At 47.4% G+C, this 20,695-nt stretch carries 18 protein-coding genes and 1 pseudogene; 3 read left to right on the top strand and 16 right to left on the bottom strand.

Translation table 11 applies throughout. From position 1 onward, the window contains the following. Nucleotides 1–72: 72 nt before the first annotated feature. From glmM to cdaA, 3 genes are read right to left on the bottom strand one after another with little or no spacing between them, the layout of a single operon-like run. Nucleotides 73–1,425, bottom strand: coding sequence for a phosphoglucosamine mutase (gene glmM / locus ACYVR3_RS02655; protein WP_057152116.1), 1,353 nt, complete (start codon nt 1,423–1,425; stop codon nt 73–75). Between the two features lie 24 nt (nt 1,426–1,449). Then, on the bottom strand, nt 1,450–2,421 hold the full coding sequence (locus ACYVR3_RS02650) for a CdaR family protein (RefSeq protein WP_225352108.1): 972 nt from the start codon (nt 2,419–2,421) through the stop codon (nt 1,450–1,452). After that, the gene (cdaA, locus tag ACYVR3_RS02645; protein WP_054737201.1) at nt 2,418–3,269 is read right to left on the bottom strand and encodes a diadenylate cyclase CdaA; all 852 of its coding nucleotides are present in this window, start codon (nt 3,267–3,269) and stop codon (nt 2,418–2,420) included. Before cdaA ends, ACYVR3_RS02650 begins: the two co-directional genes overlap by 4 nt. Before the next feature lie 252 nt (nt 3,270–3,521). On the opposite strand from cdaA, the gene ACYVR3_RS02640 reads away from it, so the two are divergent. Continuing rightward, on the top strand, nt 3,522–4,184 hold the full coding sequence (locus ACYVR3_RS02640) for a DUF1361 domain-containing protein (RefSeq protein ID WP_461243009.1): 663 nt from the start codon (nt 3,522–3,524) through the stop codon (nt 4,182–4,184). A 437-nt stretch (nt 4,185–4,621) separates the two neighbouring features. Here ACYVR3_RS02640 and ACYVR3_RS02635 read toward each other — a convergent pair. Both ACYVR3_RS02635 and murB read right to left on the bottom strand, forming a co-directional pair. Further along, nucleotides 4,622–6,727 (bottom strand): annotated as a pseudogene (locus tag ACYVR3_RS02635) (cation:proton antiporter). Between the two features lie 20 nt (nt 6,728–6,747). Beyond that, the gene (murB, locus tag ACYVR3_RS02630; RefSeq protein ID WP_461243008.1) at nt 6,748–7,656 is read right to left on the bottom strand and encodes a UDP-N-acetylmuramate dehydrogenase; all 909 of its coding nucleotides are present in this window, start codon (nt 7,654–7,656) and stop codon (nt 6,748–6,750) included. A 186-nt stretch (nt 7,657–7,842) separates the two neighbouring features. Here murB and ACYVR3_RS02625 point away from each other — a divergent pair, with 186 nt between their 5' ends. Together ACYVR3_RS02625 and ACYVR3_RS02620 are read left to right on the top strand one after the other, a co-directional pair. After that, nucleotides 7,843–8,607, top strand: coding sequence for an exodeoxyribonuclease III (locus ACYVR3_RS02625; RefSeq protein ID WP_461243007.1), 765 nt, complete (start codon nt 7,843–7,845; stop codon nt 8,605–8,607). A gap of 25 nt (nt 8,608–8,632) precedes the next feature. After that, nucleotides 8,633–9,166 (top strand): 3'-5' exonuclease, encoded by a 534-nt coding sequence (locus ACYVR3_RS02620; RefSeq protein WP_461243006.1) that lies wholly within the window; start codon nt 8,633–8,635, stop codon nt 9,164–9,166. Between the two features lie 66 nt (nt 9,167–9,232). Here ACYVR3_RS02620 and ACYVR3_RS02615 read toward each other — a convergent pair whose 3' ends face one another. From ACYVR3_RS02615 to ACYVR3_RS02565, 11 genes are all read right to left on the bottom strand, one after another. Beyond that, on the bottom strand, nt 9,233–9,733 hold the full coding sequence (locus ACYVR3_RS02615) for a GNAT family N-acetyltransferase (protein WP_461243005.1): 501 nt from the start codon (nt 9,731–9,733) through the stop codon (nt 9,233–9,235). After that, a complete protein-coding gene (tsaE, locus tag ACYVR3_RS02610; RefSeq protein ID WP_461243004.1) occupies nt 9,726–10,205 on the bottom strand; it encodes a tRNA (adenosine(37)-N6)-threonylcarbamoyltransferase complex ATPase subunit type 1 TsaE in 480 nt (159 codons plus the stop codon). Before tsaE ends, ACYVR3_RS02615 begins: the two co-directional genes overlap by 8 nt. 88 nt (nt 10,206–10,293) lie before the next feature. Further along, nucleotides 10,294–11,274, bottom strand: coding sequence for a phosphate acetyltransferase (gene pta / locus ACYVR3_RS02605; protein WP_054737195.1), 981 nt, complete (start codon nt 11,272–11,274; stop codon nt 10,294–10,296). A gap of 54 nt (nt 11,275–11,328) precedes the next feature. Continuing rightward, nucleotides 11,329–12,039 carry a uracil-DNA glycosylase gene (locus tag ACYVR3_RS02600; protein WP_054737194.1) on the bottom strand — a complete coding sequence of 237 codons (711 nt, stop codon included), beginning with the start codon at nt 12,037–12,039 and terminating at the stop codon, nt 11,329–11,331. A 183-nt stretch (nt 12,040–12,222) separates the two neighbouring features. Beyond that, nucleotides 12,223–12,798: an LURP-one-related/scramblase family protein gene (locus ACYVR3_RS02595; protein ID WP_461243003.1), complete on the bottom strand. Its 576-nt coding sequence runs from the start codon at nt 12,796–12,798 to the stop codon at nt 12,223–12,225. A gap of 489 nt (nt 12,799–13,287) precedes the next feature. Continuing rightward, entirely contained in the window at nt 13,288–13,758 is a 471-nt protein-coding gene (gene smpB / locus ACYVR3_RS02590) for an SsrA-binding protein SmpB (protein ID WP_420852582.1), read from the bottom strand. A gap of 23 nt (nt 13,759–13,781) precedes the next feature. Continuing rightward, on the bottom strand, nt 13,782–16,190 hold the full coding sequence (rnr, locus tag ACYVR3_RS02585; protein ID WP_461243002.1) for a ribonuclease R: 2,409 nt from the start codon (nt 16,188–16,190) through the stop codon (nt 13,782–13,784). Between the two features lie 19 nt (nt 16,191–16,209). Continuing rightward, on the bottom strand, nt 16,210–16,959 hold the full coding sequence (locus ACYVR3_RS02580; RefSeq protein WP_461243001.1) for an alpha/beta hydrolase: 750 nt from the start codon (nt 16,957–16,959) through the stop codon (nt 16,210–16,212). A 70-nt stretch (nt 16,960–17,029) separates the two neighbouring features. Next, the gene (gene secG / locus ACYVR3_RS02575; RefSeq protein WP_057152119.1) at nt 17,030–17,266 is read right to left on the bottom strand and encodes a preprotein translocase subunit SecG; all 237 of its coding nucleotides are present in this window, start codon (nt 17,264–17,266) and stop codon (nt 17,030–17,032) included. A gap of 113 nt (nt 17,267–17,379) precedes the next feature. Continuing rightward, a complete protein-coding gene (locus tag ACYVR3_RS02570; RefSeq protein WP_461243000.1) occupies nt 17,380–18,918 on the bottom strand; it encodes a ClC family H(+)/Cl(-) exchange transporter in 1,539 nt (512 codons plus the stop codon). 154 nt (nt 18,919–19,072) lie between these two features. Continuing rightward, nucleotides 19,073–20,632, bottom strand: a complete 1,560-nt coding sequence (locus ACYVR3_RS02565; protein WP_461242999.1) for a hypothetical protein — start codon at nt 20,630–20,632, stop codon at nt 19,073–19,075. Nucleotides 20,633–20,695: the final 63 nt, after the last annotated feature.

The following is a 20,695-nucleotide window of genomic DNA, read 5'->3' as shown; positions in this document are numbered from 1 at the left end:
TGCCTCCTAATTTCATGCAGAATCTTTTTTCAGTTTAATTTTCAATTAGCTTTCAAAATGACGCCATCCAGCCTAATCAACGCCGACTTCTTGCTTAACAACCGTGGCGATCCGATCGACGTAAGCTTTAACTGCTTCTTTAGTAGGTGCTTCAGCCATCACCCGCAACAGGGGTTCCGTCCCACTAGGGCGAACAAGCACGCGGCCATCGCCGGACATTTCTTTTTCCACCGTGTCAATGATTGCCTTGATAGCAGGGTTGTTCAAAGCAGCCTTCTTATCAGCAACTTTCACGTTGACTAATTCTTGAGGGTAATCCTGAACGTCAGCAACGAGTTCGGATAACTTCTTCCCCGTTTCCTTCATGATGTGAAGGAGTTGCAGACTCGTCAGCATGCCGTCACCAGTGGTATTAAAGTCTAAGAAGACGATGTGCCCTGATTGTTCGCCACCCAAGTTGTAGCCGTCCGCGAGCATTTGTTCAACCACGTAACGGTCGCCAACCTTGGTTTTCACGCTGGTCATGCCGTGGGCTTCCATTGCCTTGTACATACCTAAGTTACTCATCACCGTGGTGACGATGGTATCCTTCTTCAACCGACCGTGAGCCGCCATGTATTTGCCACAAACGTACATGATCTTATCACCGTCAACGAGGTTGCCTTGTTCGTCAACTGCGATGCACCGGTCACCGTCGCCGTCAAACGCCAAGCCGACTTGCGCGCCCTGTTCGACCGTGAACTTTTGGAGTTGTTCTGGGTGAGTCGAGCCGACGCCATCGTTAATGTTTAACCCATTTGGCGTGGTGGCGATCGTATCAAAATCAGCGTTTAAATCAGCGTAAAGCCGGGATACCAAACTGCTGGTCGCACCGTTAGCTGAATCAACCGCAATATGCATGCCGCTCAAATCATCAGAAATGGTTTGTTCCAAGAACTGAATGTACTTTTGGCTACCTTCTTGATAATCTTCGACGGTGCCCAAACCAGCTGCGGATGGCCGTGGCAAGTTATCGGGTTGGTCTAATAAGGTTTCAATTTCTTCTTCCAATGCGTCAGAGAGCTTATAGCCGTCTGCCCCAAAGAACTTGATGCCGTTATCAGCAACTGGGTTGTGAGAAGCGGTCAACATGACCCCTGCGTCTGCCCCTTGATTACGAACTAAGTAGGCAACAGCCGGCGTTGTGATCACGCCTAGTCGTAACACTTCGATCCCAACGGACAGTAATCCGGCAACCAATGCTTCTTCCAGCATCTGACCAGAAATTCGAGTATCATGGGCCACCAACACTTGTGGTTGGGCCTTCGTATCAGTTGCATGTTCTGTCAACACGTACCCACCGGCACGACCTAACCGAAAAGCGAGTTCCGGCGTTAATTCTTGGTTTGCGATCCCACGTACACCATCAGTTCCAAAATACTTCATTTGATATTATCCTCATTTCAATTCTCATTTTGATTTTGCAGTAATTGTTACCTTGACCGATGTCGGATCAATGCCAGTCACATCATGATCTGCTGGATCTAACCGAATCGTCTTGGTCTTGCTATCTTTAACGTCACTCACGTCAACGTCCGCCTCAATTTTTGAGATGGCATCCAGTTCACTTGTGGTACCGAATACCCGAACTGAACTCGTCGCACTCTTCAGTGTGTAATTGAGATCCGCATTCGCATTTTTGGCCTTAAACGACAACGGTACCTTCTTTGAATGCCCCTTTGCCGTAATTGGCAAATTTACTTGGGTCGTCGATGGCGTCAAAATCACGTTCACGGTTCGGCCCTGCTTATCCAAGGCTTCAATTACCGCTTGACTATTGACCGTTGACTTCGCATTTTGTGGTAACGTCAATTGTGCAACCACCCGGGTAACTCGGTTGATCTCACTCTTTGCACCAGTTGCCTTAACACTCGTCACATCCGTCGTTGGCGTCCCTGCTTCATAGTTATCCGCGAGTCGCGACTTATCGTAGTTCACAGTGACTGGGAAGCTGACCGTTTGACGCGGTTGAATGTTAACGGAGATGCGCTCCGGGTCGATTTTATAACTAATATCGCGGTTAAGCCCGTCTTGTTGTAGCTTGACGCTGTGCTGTCCGGTCTTTAACCCCGTCAAGTTGGCGTATACTCGAAAATTTTGGGTGTTCGCAGTTGCGGTAATTAGTGCAGCTGGCCCACTCAAATGGACCTTAACCTTTTCCGGGTAGCCCGTCACAAAGTACTTATCCGAGTTGACGTTCAACCGTAATTGAACCGATACCGTTTTATTTTCGGTAGCCGTCAAAGTCGATGAGTTTGTTTCCGAACCACCGGTTGTTTGCGTCGAAGTTGTTTTCGTACTATTCACATAGACAAACAGCATCACCGCTAAGAATAACGATAGGATCCGGTAAAGCCACCGGCTATTAAAAAATGCCTTCACTGACGCGTCCCCCCTCTAAAGTGTTGGTCAACGTAGTCAAGCACCCGGTTAAACAAATTATGCCGTTCGGGTTCCTGATCCTTGATCAGCTCATTTTGTAGGAACTTCAGGTAGTCATTTTGGTCCATGTTCCGCAACAACTCGTTATTCTTGGTGATCGACACTTCACCAGTTTCTTCAGAGATAACGATGGTCAACGCATCCGTTACTTCCGAGATACCAACCGCTGCCCGGTGCCGGGTACCAAGTTCCTTGGGAATCAAATTACTTTCCGACAACGGCAAGTATGCCGCCGCTACCGCAACCTGGTTATCGCGAATAATGACTGCCCCATCATGCAGCGGGGTATTTGGAATAAAAATATTGATCAGGAGTTCACCAGTAATGTGAGCGTTAAGCTCGATGCCGGTTTCAATATAGTCTTCCAACCCCGTATCCATCTGAATCGTCATCAACGCGCCAATTCGACGCTTAGACATATACTGAATGGCTTTATCCAGGGCTTGAATCATCTTCGTCTCGGCTTCATTGACCTGCCGATTTCGAACAAAAACAGAGCCACGGCCAAGGTGTTCCAGCCCCCGACGAATCTCGGGTTGGAAGATAATGATCATGGCGATGACGCCCCAATTAATGACCTGATCCATTAACCAGGAAACCGTTACGAGTCCCGCATAGACACTCACGATCTTGATCAACACGATCATGATAATGCCACGCAGTAGCTGAACCGCTTTGGTCCCGCGTAATAGCATAATGAGTTCGTAAAATACAAACCAGACAACCAGAATGTCGAGTAAGCTTACGATGTTATGCCACGTCAAAAAGCTACTCCAATCAAGGTTCATTAAAAAATTCCCTCCAAAAATCTATTCAGCTAACATTATAGCACGACCACCGGGGTGTGCGGAAAATTAGTGGCAGCGTGCCAACATCTGGCTACTTTTAATAACGGCCGATCGCCAAAACGATTCCACTACCGTTGCACTGATGTGTCATTTAAAACAATGAAACCGGCATTAAACTTAGTGAAATAGTATGCCAACACCCCGAGAATCTGGTACTATTTATTTAGAGACAAATCGTAAGGAGGGGTGGCTGTGAAAATTAGTGCGCGTTGGCAAATTCGGGGCTTCGTGGTGCTCTGGTTGCTTTTTTTATGGGGCTTCGTGAAGGCGCCATTTACGTTCCTGATTTTAAACACGTTTTTAGGTTACCTCCCCATCGAATTTAGTTTTCACATTCACCGGGACAAACCTAAAAACGGTCTGCTCTTTTGGGCATTAGTGATCCTGTGGCTGTTATTTTACCCCAATGCGCCCTACCTATTAACGGATCTCTTTCACCTGTCCCTTCTTAATCCTTACGGCTATGACGGCCTTTTGAGACTCTCCTTACACGTGTGGGTCTACTTCACCCTAGTTTTGATTAGCGCCCTTTTCTGCGTGATTTTAGGCTTCTGGAGCCTAAACTACGTTGCCGGAACGATTACCGAGCGCTATCTCCACGGTAATCACTGGTTACAAGCCATTCTCGTCTTGATTCTTACCTTTTTGTCTTCAGTGGGCATCTATGCTGGCCGGTTTCTTCGAATCCATACCATCTACCTCTTTATCTCCCCGGAAATCATCACGCAACGGTTGATTCACATGTGGACGCCAACGATGCTGGTGTTCGTGGGGTTGATGACCGTGATTCAGTTGGTGGCTTACTGGTTATCACATCTGGTGTACCGGCAGCAACTCGATCGGACATTGAAGTAGTGACAGTTAAATAACATATAAAATTAAAGCAGGGTACCTCGATTTTCCAAGTTGGAAAACTGGGGTACCCTGCTTTTGTTTGTCGGTGATATTAACTTAAACGATGAGCGGGCATGTTTAGGTTGAATTTGGCGACGTTTGAATACATGCGCTGTGTGTTTCTGTTCTCGAGCCTAAACGTGCTACACAAAGCAGAGACTTGCACATAGTGCACTTCCGCCACAAGCCCCAAAAACCGGGGCTTCTGGCGGAAGTGCACTATGCTCCAGTCTCTAACCGCTTTGTTCCGCACTCTGTGCGTTTCTGTTCTCGAGCCTAAACGTGCTCCGAGAGGCAGGGACTTGCACCTAAGCTACCTTCACCACAAATCCCCAAAACCGGGATTTCTGGTGAAGGTAGCTTAGGCTCCAGTCCCTAACCGCCTCTCTCCGCACTCTCTACTCTTCCGTCGTCATCATCAACACATTTTCTGAATAGTTAATATATTGCCGCAAGCGGCCTGCCATTTGCCAAGTAATATTCCCCGCTTCTAGCAACGTTTGGATGCCCGCACGTTCCGCGCCCAGTGCCATAACCCGCAACCGGTTCAGCTGAATGAGATATTGTTCCCGAGGGACGCGTTGATTTTCTCTTGCGCGCTCCACTCGATTACGATAGAAGACCACTAAGTGATAAATTGCTTGGCGGTCGATCTGCTGTGGATCAACGTCATCTCGTGCCAAATACTTCGATAACGCCTTGATTGCCGCTTTGGCACTCTCACGGTCAATCAATTGCCATTCATTTTCAACTGTTTGACCAGATTGCCGTTTTATCGTTCGAACAATAATGTTCTTGAGATGTCTCAGCCAAATCCCCCAATTGCGTGCCGCCGCAACTAACGCGTGATCAGTCGTTTGATTAAACCGTTGCCGCGTTCGCTCGACCTGCTTCATCGCTGTTTGGTAGGCATGGCGAGAAATTTGTTGGTGTTCTAACAGCCGTTTCAGGGCTGAAACTTCTCCAGCTAAAGCAACTTCTCTTAACGTCACCTCATCTTGCATGACGCGCTGCATGTCCTCATCATCGCGCACCCGCATTTCAAGACGGCGAATGATGAACTGATAATCCAAAATCAAATCATAGGCGGCCCGTTGGTTCTCTAAGTGTCGGTGTTCTTCGATGGCGTTGATTGCCAACCGCATAATGTAAATGCGGGCCTCAGCTTCACTCAACCGATGAACCGTTTCTAGCTCGTCGGCAACGGGCGCGACTTCATCATCAGCCTCGTCATCGTCGTCATCACTGATGCTTGCCCGGGTCTTCAATGGCGTCGGGTTATCCGGCGCCACCAATGGTAAGGTGATCACCGCAGCGACTAAGCTAATAATGATCACCCCCGCCGCAACGAACAGGGCCAGTGAGCGCTGTGGAAAAGCCTGACCGGACGCCGTTACCAATGGTAAGGATAGGACCCCAGCCATTGTCACGGCGCCCCGGACACCCGAAAGGCCAGCTAATAACGCCACTCGAAAACTAGCATGTTCCGTTTTGATCACGACTTGGTAAACGTAGATCCAAATAACCCGGATCACTAATAGTATCACCCAGGCACCAAACGCATACGCAACGGCCTGCAAGGTGTTGAACTGGGCATCGTGAATAATGTGGGTGGTGGCAATTGGTAATTCATCACCCAAAATCAAGAACACGATTCCGTTTAACAGGTACACAATAATGTTCCAAGTCTTTTCAGTCACTAAGCGCAGTTCTGGTAGATCTTCAATTAAGCGATTCCCCTGTGCGTGAGAAACGGCCCCGGCCGTCACGACGGCAATCACACCGGACGCGTGAAAGACCGATTCCGTGATGACGTAAACCACAAACGGTGCCATAATCTGCAACACCGTGTTAAACACCACGTCGTTGATTCCCTGACGCCGCAAGACATCCCGTAAAAATTCAATGATCGTCATCAGGATGAAACCAGCGATCAACCCCACTAAACTAATGTAAACGAAGTCACCTAAGGCTTGGCCAAAGGAGAAAACACCGGTCACCGTTGCCGCCACCGCGTATTTGAACGCAATCAAGCCCGATGCATCGTTGATCAGACTTTCACCGCTGACCAAGTGCAAGATGCGGTCGGGTAGCTTCACCCGTTTTGAAATCGACTGTACCGCAACCGGATCGGTCGGCGATAAAATCGCGGCCAGCGCAAAACTAACCGGTAACGACATTCTAGGTATCAACAGGTAAATCAAATACCCACCAACAATGGTGGTTAAAAAGACCAGTAAAATCTAATTGGCAAAAATCGGTCCCCGTAACTTCCATAACTCGCGCTTCGGAAAGCGCCGGCCATCATTAAACAGCAACGGCGCTATAAAGAGCAGCAAGAACCAATCCGTATCTAAGGGAATCTCAATCTCCCAAAACAACGCCATCACTAATCCCAGTGCGACCTGAATCAGACTAACTGGAATAAAAGTGAGGTAGTGACTGATAACGTTTGAAATCAGCACTAGGACAACAAGTAAAATAACTGCTTCTACAATCGGCAAATGGTGACCCCTTTCATGTTTTAACTAGCGGCTGGTGCCTCCCCAATAATACGAACTTCTGTTTCCAAATGAACGTGTTCCTTCTCAAAGACAACGGCTTGAACGTGTTGAATCACGGCTAAGTAATCTGACGCCGTCGCATGATCAACGTTGACGATAAAACCGGCATGTTTCGTTGAAACCTGGGCGCCACCGAATTGGTACCCCTGTAAACCAGCATCGTGAATCAACTTCCCTGCAAAATACCCGGTTGGTCGCTTAAAGACGCTCCCGCAAGATGGCAATTCGAGGGGTTGCTTAGCTGCCCGTTTGGCGTTCAAATCATCCATTTCGGCTTGAATCGCGGTGCCATCACCGGACGTTAATGCAAACGTGGCTGATAAGACAACGTCACCTTCGTCTTGGACGCGGCTATGCCGATAACTAAAATCTAAATCAGCACCGACAATCGTCTTCAATTGTGCATCCGGGGTTAGTACCTGAACGCTCTCTGCCACATTGCTAATTTCACCACCATAGGCGCCGGCGTTCATAAAAATTGCACCACCCACACTGCCTGGAATGCCCGCAGCAAACTCTAAGCCACTCAAACTTGCATGCTGGGCTAACTTGGTGACTTCAATCAAAGACGCCCCAGCAGCAACCGTTAAGTGCGTCCCATCAATGGTATGTTGTTGCATCCGGGTCAAAATCATCACTAAACCGCGGATTCCGCCATCCTTCACGATTAAATTACTGGCATTGCCAATCACCGTTACGGGAATTTGGTGCTCATTAGCATATTGTAATAACTGCTGGACCGCAGTCACCGATTCTGGAAAGGCCAAAAAATCAGCCGGTCCACCGGTTTTAGTATTGGTATACGTTGATAATGGTTCATGCGTTAAGACGTCAATGTCTGGAAACGCTGCTACAATCTCATCCGTCATGTGTCTCGTTCTCCTCGTTAAATTACTTATCTCATACCTTCTAGTTTAACATGTGCAACCGGTTTCGACCTAGTCGAGCCACTTCAAAATTCATTTTAGACCTCAGCTCACCTCAACTACCCCATTGTGACCAGAGTCTGCTATACTTAATGCATCGAAAATTTCGTCTAGAAAGGATGCCTTCTCTTGAAATTTATTTCTTGGAACGTTAACGGACTTCGGGCCATTGTGAAAAAGGACTTCATGACGACCTTTAAAGAACTGGATGCCGATTTTTTCTGCATTCAGGAAACTAAGATGCAAGCTGATCAGCTCACATTAGACTTGCCAGGTTACCACCAGTATTTTAACTATGCTGATCGTAAAGGCTATTCTGGCACGGCTATCTTCACGAAACATGAGCCAATTTCGGTTACTAATGACATCGGGGTCGATGAATTTGACCACGAAGGCCGGGTCATTGCCTTAGAATATACCGACTTTTACCTAGTCACGTGTTATACCCCTAATTCTGGTACTGGTTTGAAACGACTAGATTTTAGAATGGCCTGGGAACCTGCCTTTCAAGACTACTTAGACCAACTCAATGCCAAAAAACCAGTTATCCTGTGTGGCGACCTGAACGTTGCGCACGAAGAAATTGATATTCGCAACCCCAAAACCAACCACCAAAGTGCCGGCTTTACCGATGATGAACGTCAACAGTTCACTCATCTGTTAGACCGCGGTTACTTGGATAGTTTCCGTTACTTCAACCCCGACGCAACTGATCGCTATTCATGGTGGAGCTACCGATTCAAAGCCCGGGACCGCAACGCTGGTTGGCGAATCGACTACTTCGTCACGAGCGATACCCTTAAACCACAACTTGAAAGTGCGGACATTAAGGACCAGATTTTCGGTTCAGATCACTGTCCAATTGAACTCGTCACCCACGACCTTCACGTTTAACCCGTAATTTGAAAGGAGTTTTACCATGAATTTCGTTGCAATGGACTTCGAAACTGCCAGTGGTAAGCGCTATTCCGCCTGTTCACTGGCACTAACAATTGTCCGCGATAACCAAATTGCCGATGAATTTTACACCCTCATCAAACCCGACGTGCCCTTCTTTTGGCGGAACGTCGAGATTCACGGGATTCACGAACACGATGTGAAGGATGCCCCAACCTTCCCTGAAGTTTGGCCTCATATTCAATCGTTCTTTACCCCTGAACAACTTGTGATTGCTCACAACGCCCAGTTTGATAACGGCGTTTTAAAACAAACCCTGATCCACTATGGGCTGGACGCCCCAAGTTATCTATCATTGGACACGGTTAAAACCAGCCGGCAATTCTTACCCATGCTGGCCAACCATAAACTGAACACAGTTTGTGATGCCCTAGATATTACGTTGGAACATCACCATAACGCGTTAGACGATAGCCTAGCCTGTGCCAATATTTTATTGACAGAAGCCAATCAGTTTGGCCAAGATGCTTTAACACCGTTCGTCAAAGCAGTCTAAATCCAGTCATACTAAAAAGCCATCAACTTGATCATCTGATCGTTGATGGCTTTTCTAGTTATCATTTTATTTAACGGCAATCTGCATCTCCAGCGCAGCAACCGTTTCACCAACTGGATCCTTAACCGATAGTTCTTGAACCGTTTGAAAACCAAGCTTTTCATATAGTGCGACTGCATGCTGATTTCGTTCCTGAACCGTTAGTGTAATGACGTGATACCGACTTTCTAAGGCCGACCAATCGAGGCCGGTCAACATTAGCGCGGTTCCTAAACCTTGATGCCAATACTGTTTTAAGACAGCAACGCCAATTTCTCCTACCGCCGGGTCAGCAGTTGGCATCACCGTAACCAGCCCAATCAGCGTCCCAGATAACGCTGCCACCGCAATCAAGTGACCATCCGATTGTTCAATTTGCGAAATTTGTTGTTCTTGCTGCTCAACCGCCAAGGTCGGTCCAGTAACCTCAAACGTTGTCGATTCCGTTTGAAGGGTCGCTAACAGCGATAGCAGGCCTTGCGCATCCCGCACCGTTGCCGGTCGAATGTCAACCGCTGCCTCACTCATTAAGGTCTGCCTGCAACTTGTTCACAATGGTTTCAAAGCGATCGCCTTTAGGATCAAAAATCAATTTCCGTTGCGATTCACCGGCATCATCTTGCCGTTTAAACGCAATGCGTAAGTAGTCATCCGGTAATTCATCCGCCACAAACTTAGACCACTCAACAACACTAACCCCATCGCCGTTAAAATACTCCTCTAACCCAAGTTCATCGCCACCACCATCTTCTAGGCGGTAAACGTCCATATGATACAGTGGCAACCGTCCTTCTTGGTATTCACGAATAATCGTAAACGTGGGACTCTTGATATTGCGTTTAATGTTCAAACCGAGCGCTAACCCCTTGGTAAAGGTCGTTTTCCCCGCACCGAGGTCGCCATCCAGTAGGATAACATCCTTTGCTTGTAAATACGGGGCTAACTTTTGCCCAATCGTCATCGTTTGCTCCGGCTGAGTCACCGTTAATTCAACTGTCATGTTAGTCGCTCCTTCTAAATCAAATGAAGGAGCCACGACAATCGCTTGTCGCCGCTCCTTCAACGTTCTCTCAAATATGCGTATTTAATTAAAGTTCAACGGATTGCATTGCGGTAATGATCGCCACTTTGTAGACATCTTCTTCGTTAGCACCACGTGACAAGTCAGAAACTGGCTTGTTCAAGCCTTGCAGCAGTGGGCCAAGGGCTTCGAAGCCACCCAACCGTTGGGCGATCTTGTAGCCAATGTTCCCGGAATCCAATTCTGGGAAGATGAAGACGTTGGCTTGACCGGCAACTGGTGAACCAGGGGCTTTGCTTGCAGCAACTTCTGGCACAACAGCGGCATCAAATTGTAATTCACCATCAATTGGCACATCTGGAGCTGCAGCTTGAGCCAACTTAGTGGCTTCTTGCATCTTAGTGACAACGTCAGCCTTAGCAGAACCCTTCGTTGAAAAGCTCAACAGCGCAACCTTAGGATCAATGTCGTAAAGTTTAGCGGTTTGAGCACTTTCAACGGCAACTTCAGCAATGCCTTCAGCATCCAAGTCAATGTTGATGGCAGAATCGGCGAAGAAGTAACGCTTGTCATCCTTCAACAAAACAAAGTAGCCACTGATCCGCTTAACACCTGGCTTAGTCTTGATAATTTGCAATGCTGGCCGAATGGTGTCACCAGTTGGGTGAGCAGCACCGGAAACCATCCCGTCTGCTTCGCCAAGGTAAACCATCATCGTGCCCCAGTAGTTAGGGTCTTCCAACATCTTAGAAGCTTGTTCAGGCGTATTCTTACCCTTACGCCGTTCAACCAAAGCATCCAGCATCTTCTGCTTTTCATCAGCAGAAACGTTGGTTGGATCAACTAAAGTGAGGTCACTCAAGTCAAATCCCTTGTCAGCAGCCGTTGCTTTGATGGTATCAACGTTCCCCAACAAAACGGGTTGCAGTAATTTGTCGGCAGCTAACCGGCTGGCGGCACCAATAATCCGAACATCTTCACCTTCTGGGAAGACAATCGTCTTATTTAACCCACTAATCTTTTGCTTTAAACTATCAAAAAGTTCCACGTCATAGACCTCCAGATGTTTGAATTTCCGACTAGTCAATTCTCTCTCATACCGTTACGCGTGGTGCGCTGGCGTCTCAGCCACCGTCACGTTTTGCGGCAATTGCCAATCAATTGGCGTTTCTCCAAGTGATTCAAGTGCGATGTTGGTTTTTGAAAATGGTTTTGATCCAAAAAAGCCACGGTATGCAGATAACGGACTTGGATGCGCTGATTGTAGCACAATATTAGTTTGGGTATCAATCAAACTGATTTTGTTTTGCGCTGCCCGTCCCCACAAAATAAAGACTACCGGGGTTGGTCGTTCAGATAGCCGCTGAATCGCAGCATCCGTAATCTGTTCCCAACCCTTGCCCTTATGCGAGTACGCTTTTCCGTTTCGAACCGTTAGTACTGAGTTTAGCAACAGCACCCCCTGCTTCGCCCACTTTTCCAAGTAACCGTGGTTGACCGGCGCAATGCCTAAGTCTGACTGCAGTTCCTTGTAGATGTTTTGTAAGCTCGGTGGCACCTGTACGCCAGGTAAGACTGAAAAGCTCAGTCCATGCGCTTGATTTGGTTCATGGTAAGGATCTTGACCTAAGATCACAACCTTCACCTGACTAAACGGGGTCCATTCAAATGCCTCGAAAATGTGATACATATCGGGGTGAATAAACTGCGTCTGGTACTCTTGAACCAAAAAAGTCCGTAAATTTTGGTAAGACGCTTTTTCAAACTCTGGTTTCAAAACGTCCCACCAATCATTATGAATAAACGGTTTCATTCCCAACACCTCAAGGTTTATTCTATCATACTCAACCCAAAATTATTAGTGTAAACTTGCAATTAATCCAGAGATTACCGGCTCGACAGGTTCACATGCCATTCGCCAACAACGAAACGACCCGCGTATCCTCAAGCCGAGATACGCGGGTCATTTTCAAATTATTTTCATGAAAAAAGTTTTTTATCGCAATGGGGTTCGTTTTTTAGGGTGTTGTTCATAGCGCCAAGCACGATTACCACGCATATCCATTGGCACGTTAAACGATGCCCGCCAAGTCCGCTTAGGTAACTGCAACTTTCGCCGGTGACTTGCCCAATGATCAAGGGTCGCCGCGATGCAAATGCAAACTGGTTCCTGCCGTCGGTTTTCAACCGTTAATGCACGTAAATCACCATCACCCTGAGAGGTCATAATCAACGTTGTCCCATGATAAATTCGGTAGTCGCCAGTCACAATATTGCCGACAATCAGCCAGTGTAAATTGCTAACGTAAATCACTTCATTCAGTAGGCCAAGATGCTTAGAAATTGCCCCCACTTTTTGGTTATGATAGTAAATATCAAATCGCGGTAATATCCCCAGCGACGTCTGCTTCAACTCCGCTAATAGGTCACCGCTAATTTGATAAAGGGAAAGTGCATCTTGATGCCGTCCCCACTTACCAATCAACAAGTAAATCGAGCGTTTATCAGCATCTCGGACAACACTGGCCCCCTTGGTTGCTAAACTGTCTTGCCGAATATACAGTGTTCGCATGGAAGCCCTCCATTCAACGTCGTCAAAAGTGACATTAATCATTGTTCATTTTAACATGTTTCGTTGGTTGGCGAAAGCAATGGTGTTGTTCACGCTATCGCTTGTGTCCGGCGTAAGGGTTGGGTGCGATTTGGGTGTTGGCTGTTTGTCGTCGCTTCGCTCGCCAAAGCCGCATAAAAATCATCGCTCTCAGGCTACAAAATTCGGCGCCACTTAAACTGTCATTTCTAGGGTTCCTGACATTGCAAGAACTTGTCAACCACGTGCTTTCTGGCCACCGCGCCGAATGGTGCTGCACGAGACTGAGAGCTGCATGCAAGGCGACATCGGTAAACCCGCCAGGCCCGGGCGCCTTCACCGATGTCGCCTTGCACACTGCTCTCAACCCGTCTCGCTCCGCACACTTACGCTGGACACAAACGAAATCAAAAAGCACTAAGCAACCTGCCAACGCATTGGCAGTTCACTTAGCGCTTCAATAATCATTGCCTAGTAATGTTTCATTACTCGTGCAATTTGTCGATCTTGTTCTCGACGTTTGATGGTTTCACGTTTATCGTACTCGTGTTTCCCTTTGGCCACCCCAATCAGGACTTTCGCTACACCGTTCTTAATGTACATGCGTAGCGGAACAATGGTAATCCCCTTGTCCTTGGTTGTCCCAATTAGTTTAGCAATTTCTTTTTTATGCAGTAATAGTTTTCGATTTCGCAGTGGATCGTGATTGAATCGGTTACCCTGAGCGTACTCACTAATGTGAATATTCATCAGCCAGGCTTCACCATTGCGAATTTGCGCGAAACCGTCCTGTAAATTGACTCGTTTATCACGAACCGATTTGATTTCAGTTCCCGTCAACACTAATCCTGCTTCATAGGTGTCGAGGATCTGATAATCATGCCGGGCTTTTTTGTTTTGGGCCATAACATTTTTATCTGCTGGCGCTTTTTTCTTACTCAACAATCCTCACCTCACATTAAAGATTAACGGCTCTGTTGACCTCGGTTTTGGCCACCGCGGTTGCCTTGACCGCCGCGACTATGGTTCCGATTACCACCGTTGCCGCCGCGATTACCGCCATTGCGATTGCCGTTACCACCGTTACGATTGCCACCTTGTGAACGCTTATGGTCGCCATTTCGGCCACCATTGCCGTTGCGGTTACCGTAGTTGCCACGTCCGCGACCGCCACCATTATGATGTTCACGTTTTGGTAACAGGTCCGTTACGGGCGCTGCAGTTGGGTCAACCAAGTCAAAGTCGATCTTACTTTGTTCCTTATCGACGTTCACAACCTTCACCTTAACGGCTTGCCCGATCCGGTAAGTCCGGTGAGTGTTACGGCCAACTAAGGCAAGGTATTTTTCAACATATTCATAGTAATCATCTTGCATCCGGCTGATGTGGATCAAGCCTTCAACGGTGTTAGGGAGTTCAATGAACATCCCGAACTTCATCACAGAGCTGACACTGGCTTCAAATTCTTCGCCAAGGTGGTCAGCCATGTATTCAGCCTTCTTCATCGCATCCGTATCACGTTCGGCATCGATTGCGCGACGTTCCATTTCAGATGAGTGCACCGCAATTTCTTCCAGTAAGTCAGCGTAACGTGCCTTGCTGTCAGCGTTGATGCCCTTTTCTTCGTAGAAGTGGATCAACCGGTGAACCATCGTATCTGGGTAACGCCGAATTGGTGACGTAAAGTGGGTGTAGTATTCAGCACCCAACCCAAAGTGACCAAGAGATTGGTCAGTATACTTCGCTTGCTTCAAGCTCCGCAACATCATCACAGAAACAACGGGTTCTTCTGGCTTACCAGCAACCTGCTTCAAAACGTTTTGAAGCATCTTTGGCCGCAAGTGATCTGGATCACCCTTAACGTTGATCCCAAAGGCTGTCAGGAATTCGAAGAAGTTCTTCACCCGTTCGCCATCTGGCGTTTCGTGAACCCGGTAGATGAACGGTGCTTTGGCCCGGTTGTAGTGTTCAGCAACGGTTTCGTTAGCGGCTAACATGAAGGATTCAATCATCCGTTCAGCTAAGCCGCGAACCCGGAGCTGAATATCAATGGCGTGGCCAGTTTCGTCCACGATGATTTCTGCTTCGTGATCATCGAAATCAATGGCACCACGACGCTTCCGGTTTTTGTATAAAATCTTGTGCAGTTCAGCCATGTTGTCAAACATTGGCACTAAGCGGTCGTATTGGTTACGAGTGGCTTCGTCATGGGCTTCAAGGATCTTGTTGACGTTGGTGTACGTCATCCGAGCCGTGGACTTCATGACACTTGGGTGGATCCGGTGGTTAACCACGTTACCTTCAGGATCGATTTCCATTTCACAACTCATACATAGTCGTAACACGCCTTCGTTCAATGAACAAATGCCGTTTGATAAGCGACGTGGCAACATTGGGATAACCCGATCAGTTAAGTAGACACTAGTCCCCCGTTTGTAAGCTTCTTGGTCCAGTAACGAGCCCTCTTTAACGTAGTGGGACACATCCGCAATGTGAACCCCTAAGTGATAATTCCCGTTATCCATCTTCCAAACAGTGACAGCATCATCCAAGTCTTTTGAAGACTCGCCATCGATCGTCACTAAATCTTGATCAGTGATGTCTTCGCGGCCGGCCATTTCGGCTTCAGTCACGTGATCTGGAATAGCGTCAGCTTCCTGCAAAACGTCCTCTGGGAATTCTGCTGGAATATCATGGGCATACACGATTTGTAAAATATCGATACCAGGATCATCAACACTCCCGATAACCTTCTTAGCGATCCCAATCATGGCTAATGGGTGATCACTGTTAGGATATTCGGTAATTTCAGCCGTGACTACTTCACCTGGCGTTGGTTGTAAACCGGTATCCACAATGTAGAATTTGTAACGTGCAAGCTTCTTATCAGTCAAATGAACTTGACCGTAATAGCCCATGTCGTCTTCAGTTTGGGTAAAGGCCCCAACAACGTGGGTATAGTGGTGTTCGGCAATGCCGGTCACCTTACCTTCAGGCCCCTTGTCCGACCGGGGATCAGCTGGTCGCACGATTTCCATTTCAACTTCGTCACCGTTCAAGGCTGACATCGTGTTGTCTGGTGCCACGTAAGCATCTGGTAGTTCATCATCGTAAGCGACGAACCCAAATCCCTTATCGTTAGCGTGAAAAATCCCGGTAAGCGTCCGAGCCTTTTCATCTAATTGAAATTCGCCTTCGCTGGTCACGACGACCGTTTTTTCACGTTCAAGTCGAGCCAATTCTGACACGATCAGCTTGAACGCAGCTGAGCCATGATAGTGTAAGGCGTCCGAAACGTCTTCTACTCGGAAGCGCTTCGTTGGATTTGCACGTAACAAATCCTCAATTTGTTGCTTTAAGTTGTTATCTTCCACGATTGTTTGTCCTCATTTATTAATTATAGATTGTTTGTAAGTAGGCATCTAAATCTTGTTCGAGTTGGTGCCGAGCGTTGTTGACCGTAATCACGTGGCCTGCATCCTCATAGTAGTGAAAATCGACCGTTTTAGCGTTGACTAACCGGTCACGTAGCTGATACACCGCCTGCGCATCAATCAACTCGTCTTGACCGCCTTGCGCGACAAAAACGGGTTGCTGAATCGCTGACAGTTGATCAGCAACCGTTCCCGCAAATGCATCGATTTGCTGCAATTGATCGGGTACCCGATCGTTTAACCAGGCAACGTTTTTATCAATTTGAGTTTGGTCTAACCCACCGTACTGGTAAGTCGCTGTCGCTAATCGCGCGAACTCTGGCAGTAAGTGGTTATCACTCGTCATCACCACGGGTGAACTAAACGAGCCCCCGCCAAGTAACGTTGCATCCGTCTCTAACGCCCGCATGGCAAAGATACCACCTAGCGATAAACCAAAGATACTGAGTTGCGTGTATCCCTTGTCCCTTAAGAACTGTAACGCGGTTTGGGTATCCTGCCACCAAGCGGCCGGTGAGCCCTGCGTTAAAATGTCCTTAGGCTCACCAGTGGCGTGCCCCGTAAACATTGGTGCCAACACGGTATACCCCTCACGTTGTAAATGCCGCCCTAACATGCGGACATCATTAGCGCTACTGGCATAGGCGTGTAATAGCACGATTGCCCGCGGACCAGCTTCAAAGAAAAATGGCTTGGGCATCTGAATCATCGTTTGTTCACCTCCCGTTTAATCATTTACAGAAAAATCCCCCTGCGAAAGTCACAGGAGGATCTGGTTGCTAGTGTGAAGAAAGATAAGTTAATGCCAACGCCAGCACAAAGAAGATAACTCCCAAGACAACGGTGACTTTTTGCATAAATGCTTCGAAGCCCCGCGCTTTTTGTTGTGAAAATAAATCTTGTGAACCGCCACTTAAAGCGGACATTGCGTCATCTTGTTTTGCTGGTTGCATTAACACTGCGATAATAATTAATACGCTATCAATCATCAATCCTGTTAACAGTAAATTGTACAAGAAATTGCCTCCTATTGTTGCCCAGTCTCTGACAATACCTCTTTATAATTTATCATAAAACGGCCTAGAATACTACCCACGGCGCTTAAGAATCTTATCGTGGGGGTTATTTTTTAATCACCGACTAACTGCTTCATTGCTTGCCGAACTGCGCGCAGTGTCCGCGATTCAACGTTTAGGACTAGCAGATCGCCTACCCGAATAATGGTATCACCATGGGGAATCAACACTTTTTCACCACGTTGCAATTCAACGAGCAGCGCCCCCTGAGGCCAGTTCACTTCTCGAACCTGCTTACCTGCGAGGCTGGATTCGACAAACACCGGAAACGAAATTTGTTTCAGTGGGGTCGTTTGCGTCTGCTGCCGATGCTGTAACAATCGATCCAACATTGCCGCATATACGGGTGCGCCGCCCAGTATATCAACCGTCATATACGCAACCAACGAGACGATGGCTAACGGCATCAAGTGATGCAAAGTCCCCACCATTTCAGTAATTAATAGAATCGCAGTAAACGGTGCCTTGCTAATACCAGCAAAGTATCCCGCCATGGCAGCAATCACAAAAATCGGCACTTCAGCGGCTGGCATCAGCCCCCAGGTCACCATTAGTTGACTAAAGAAGCCCCCAAACACGGCCCCCAACGTTAAGATGGGCAGAAAAATACCACCTGGTAAGCCCGTACCATAGGCCATCATGGAATAAATAAACCGGAGCACAAAAATCAGCAGTAACACCAAAGCAGTAGGTGCATTGCCACCAATCGATACAATCAAACTATTGCCACCACCAAGGATCTGGGGAATAAACCAGCCAACTGGAATCAATAACACAAACGCGATGATGCTATTATAGTCGTCTGGTAGCCACTTCAATTTTGAATACCAGTTGCCGACTCGTAACACAACGATTTGATACAATCGGCCAAGTAACCCTAGTAACAAACCTAACAGGAGTAACCAGCCATACTGTGATAGTGGTAGCGCCCGCAAATAAGTAATATGTAAGACCGGTGTTAAACCAAAGAACACGGTTGATACAAAATCAGCAGCAATGGCACTCGCTAATGCCGTGATCCACACCATCGTTGAAAAGTTATGATACACCTCTTCCAAAACAAACAGTGAGCTGGCAATTGGCGCGTTAAACGCGGCGGATAACCCAGCCGAGGCCCCGCTGGCAATAATGATTCGCCGGTCAACGCCGGTTAAATGCCGTTTAGCCGCAAACCCTTGACCCACCGTGGCACCTAATTGGATCGATGGTCCTTCACGTCCTAAAAATAGACCACTCCCAATCGCAATCACGCCACCAACGAATTTCTTCCAGAGTACTGGCCACCAGTGATAGTCTAATTCGCCCATTAACTGACCTTCAACTTGTGGAATTCCAGAGCCTTTAATATCTGGCGTCTGCTTTAACCACCGACCTAAAATCAATGTTAGCCCTAAACTAATCAGTACCCACACGATCAATAACCACCAGTGTTCGTGGGCTTGGCCAAAATACCAAGTCACTAATTTCAATCCCTGACTAATCAATAGTCGAAAAAAACTAACGACTACACCGGCTAACAGACCGACCACGATGCCTTGGACAACCGCATATAATCGGGATAGATCCCATTTTTTTAATCGTTTCGTCTTCATTCGCACGCTCCTCATTCAAATCTGCCATTAATAGTTTATCACAACTCAGATTGTTTCAGCCGGCAACTCACTAGTCAATTGCGCGAAACACGCCAAAAAGTTCGGCTTTAGACCGAACTTTTTGGCTCATACAATTAAGCGATGCATTTAACGCCTATTTTTGAAGTGCTAATAGCTGTTGCAATAGTTTGATCAACTGTTGTTGTAACTGGCGAATTCGGGTTTGCTTAGTCGTCTTTTTCTTGGTTGGCGTTGACTTTCCTTTTACCATCCGCTTAGTCTGTTGCTTACCCTTATGCTTATTTTGCTTATGTTTGGCTTGTTTGTGCTTCGCCTTAGTTGGCTTAACTTGTCGCTTGGTTTGTTTTCGGGTTTGCTTTGAACTAGTCGTTTGAGAACCCGTTTGCGCAACTGGTTGGACCTCAACTTTAATTTGAGTTGGGGTCGTCCCCTGATTAGCCGTTGTAGGTTTTACAGTTGTCGCAGGTCGTGCTTGGTTAGTCGACCCAGTTGAACTTACTGGACGAGTTGGATTTGAGACTGATTTAACTGGTTCAGTTGGTTTTGAAGCCAGTGCTGGGGTCGCTGTGCCTGCTATCGGCTGCGTCACCGGTGTGGCTGGCGTTGCTGTACCTGACGCACTTGTTTTCATTGGCACCTCTGGCATTACCGAACTCGACCCATTTGGGTTTGTAGCCACATTCGGATCCGCCGAACCTGTCGCGTTTGGTTTCATTGGCGTCTCTGGTGTTTCTGCACCCGACTCATTTGGCTTTTCAGGTGAGATTGGTGGCGTTACAGTATTCGGTGCTAGTGAAACCGGTGAGGTCGCTGCATCTGACGGATTAACGTTAGACGCCTGACCAGGGTTAGCCGCTTCATTCCCCGCAACTGAATCTGGATTCACGACTGTCTCGCTTCCAGTCGTCGCCCCTTGACTAGCTTCCGGCTGCGATGCATCAACAGGTGACATCGCACCAGTTTGCGAATCAACTGGTTTAGGCGTCTCAGACTGGGTTGGTGCAACTTCTCCCTTATGAGGAGGACTAGGCACTTCATTCACCATCGAGGATTCTGAGTTTTTTTCAGGACCTTTTTGATTATCAGTACCGGTCAATGAACTCGATTCGGTTCCCGTTTCAGGCTTCTGAGCGTCACTATTATTCTTAGTTAATACGTAGTTGACCTCATCATACGGTGCTGCATGTCTAACGGTTTGGCTTACAATTTGGAACCCTTGCTGACTAATTTTATTTTCTGCGTGAGCAACTTCTTTTTGATAGACCGCCATTCCCGGTTCGACCTTCCTCGACCAACCATGTAATCCTATCGATTTATAATCGATTTTATTACCATCTTCATCGAAATAGTTAAAATAAATACTGTTGGCCATTCGTTCTAAAACCACTCGAAAACCTTGAACACCATCAACAATTGGACCATCTGGTTGCACATCGACCACGTTTTTAAGACCGTGTTTAGCGCCCCCCGTAGGATTGGGATTATCGGTTGTAATATCAGCCACATTTGTTTTAATCAGTTGACCATCCGTGGTACGGTCATAATAACTATAGCGAAACGTTTTAGCCTCCGTAATCGACGCAACGGATTGAATCACCGTTGGGGGCGTCGCCGCTTTCACCTGGTCGGTTTGAGCCGCCGCACCTAATAACGTCCCCGCTAACATTAACATCCCGATTGTTTTCTTCTGCATAAACTTAAAACTCCTTTTTCTTCAAAGTACACTTAGTTACGATACGTTGACCGGGAGAAGTTT

This window comes from Secundilactobacillus muriivasis, from assembly GCF_054785195.1.
Note: the sequence above shows the minus strand (reverse complement) of the source record. Positions and strands in the feature narration are given on the sequence as shown.

What these genes read in the sequence shown, in the direction of transcription:
- glmM (WP_057152116.1), bottom strand. Translation starts at nt 1,425, where the DNA reads ATGAAGTATTTTGGAACTGATGGTGTACGTGGGATCGCAAACCAAGAA.
- cdaA (WP_054737201.1), bottom strand. Translation starts at nt 3,269, where the DNA reads ATGAACCTTGATTGGAGTAGCTTTTTGACGTGGCATAACATCGTAAGC.
- murB (WP_461243008.1), bottom strand. Translation starts at nt 7,656, where the DNA reads ATGACGGATGAGATTGTAGCAGCGTTTCCAGACATTGACGTCTTAACG.
- ACYVR3_RS02620 (WP_461243006.1), top strand. Translation starts at nt 8,633, where the DNA reads ATGAATTTCGTTGCAATGGACTTCGAAACTGCCAGTGGTAAGCGCTAT.
- ACYVR3_RS02615 (WP_461243005.1), bottom strand. Translation starts at nt 9,733, where the DNA reads ATGAGTGAGGCAGCGGTTGACATTCGACCGGCAACGGTGCGGGATGCG.
- tsaE (WP_461243004.1), bottom strand. Translation starts at nt 10,205, where the DNA reads ATGACAGTTGAATTAACGGTGACTCAGCCGGAGCAAACGATGACGATT.
- ACYVR3_RS02600 (WP_054737194.1), bottom strand. Translation starts at nt 12,039, where the DNA reads ATGAAACCGTTTATTCATAATGATTGGTGGGACGTTTTGAAACCAGAG.
- ACYVR3_RS02595 (WP_461243003.1), bottom strand. Translation starts at nt 12,798, where the DNA reads ATGCGAACACTGTATATTCGGCAAGACAGTTTAGCAACCAAGGGGGCC.
- ACYVR3_RS02580 (WP_461243001.1), bottom strand. Translation starts at nt 16,959, where the DNA reads ATGATTCAGATGCCCAAGCCATTTTTCTTTGAAGCTGGTCCGCGGGCA.
- ACYVR3_RS02570 (WP_461243000.1), bottom strand. Translation starts at nt 18,918, where the DNA reads ATGAAGACGAAACGATTAAAAAAATGGGATCTATCCCGATTATATGCG.
- ACYVR3_RS02565 (WP_461242999.1), bottom strand. Translation starts at nt 20,632, where the DNA reads ATGCAGAAGAAAACAATCGGGATGTTAATGTTAGCGGGGACGTTATTA.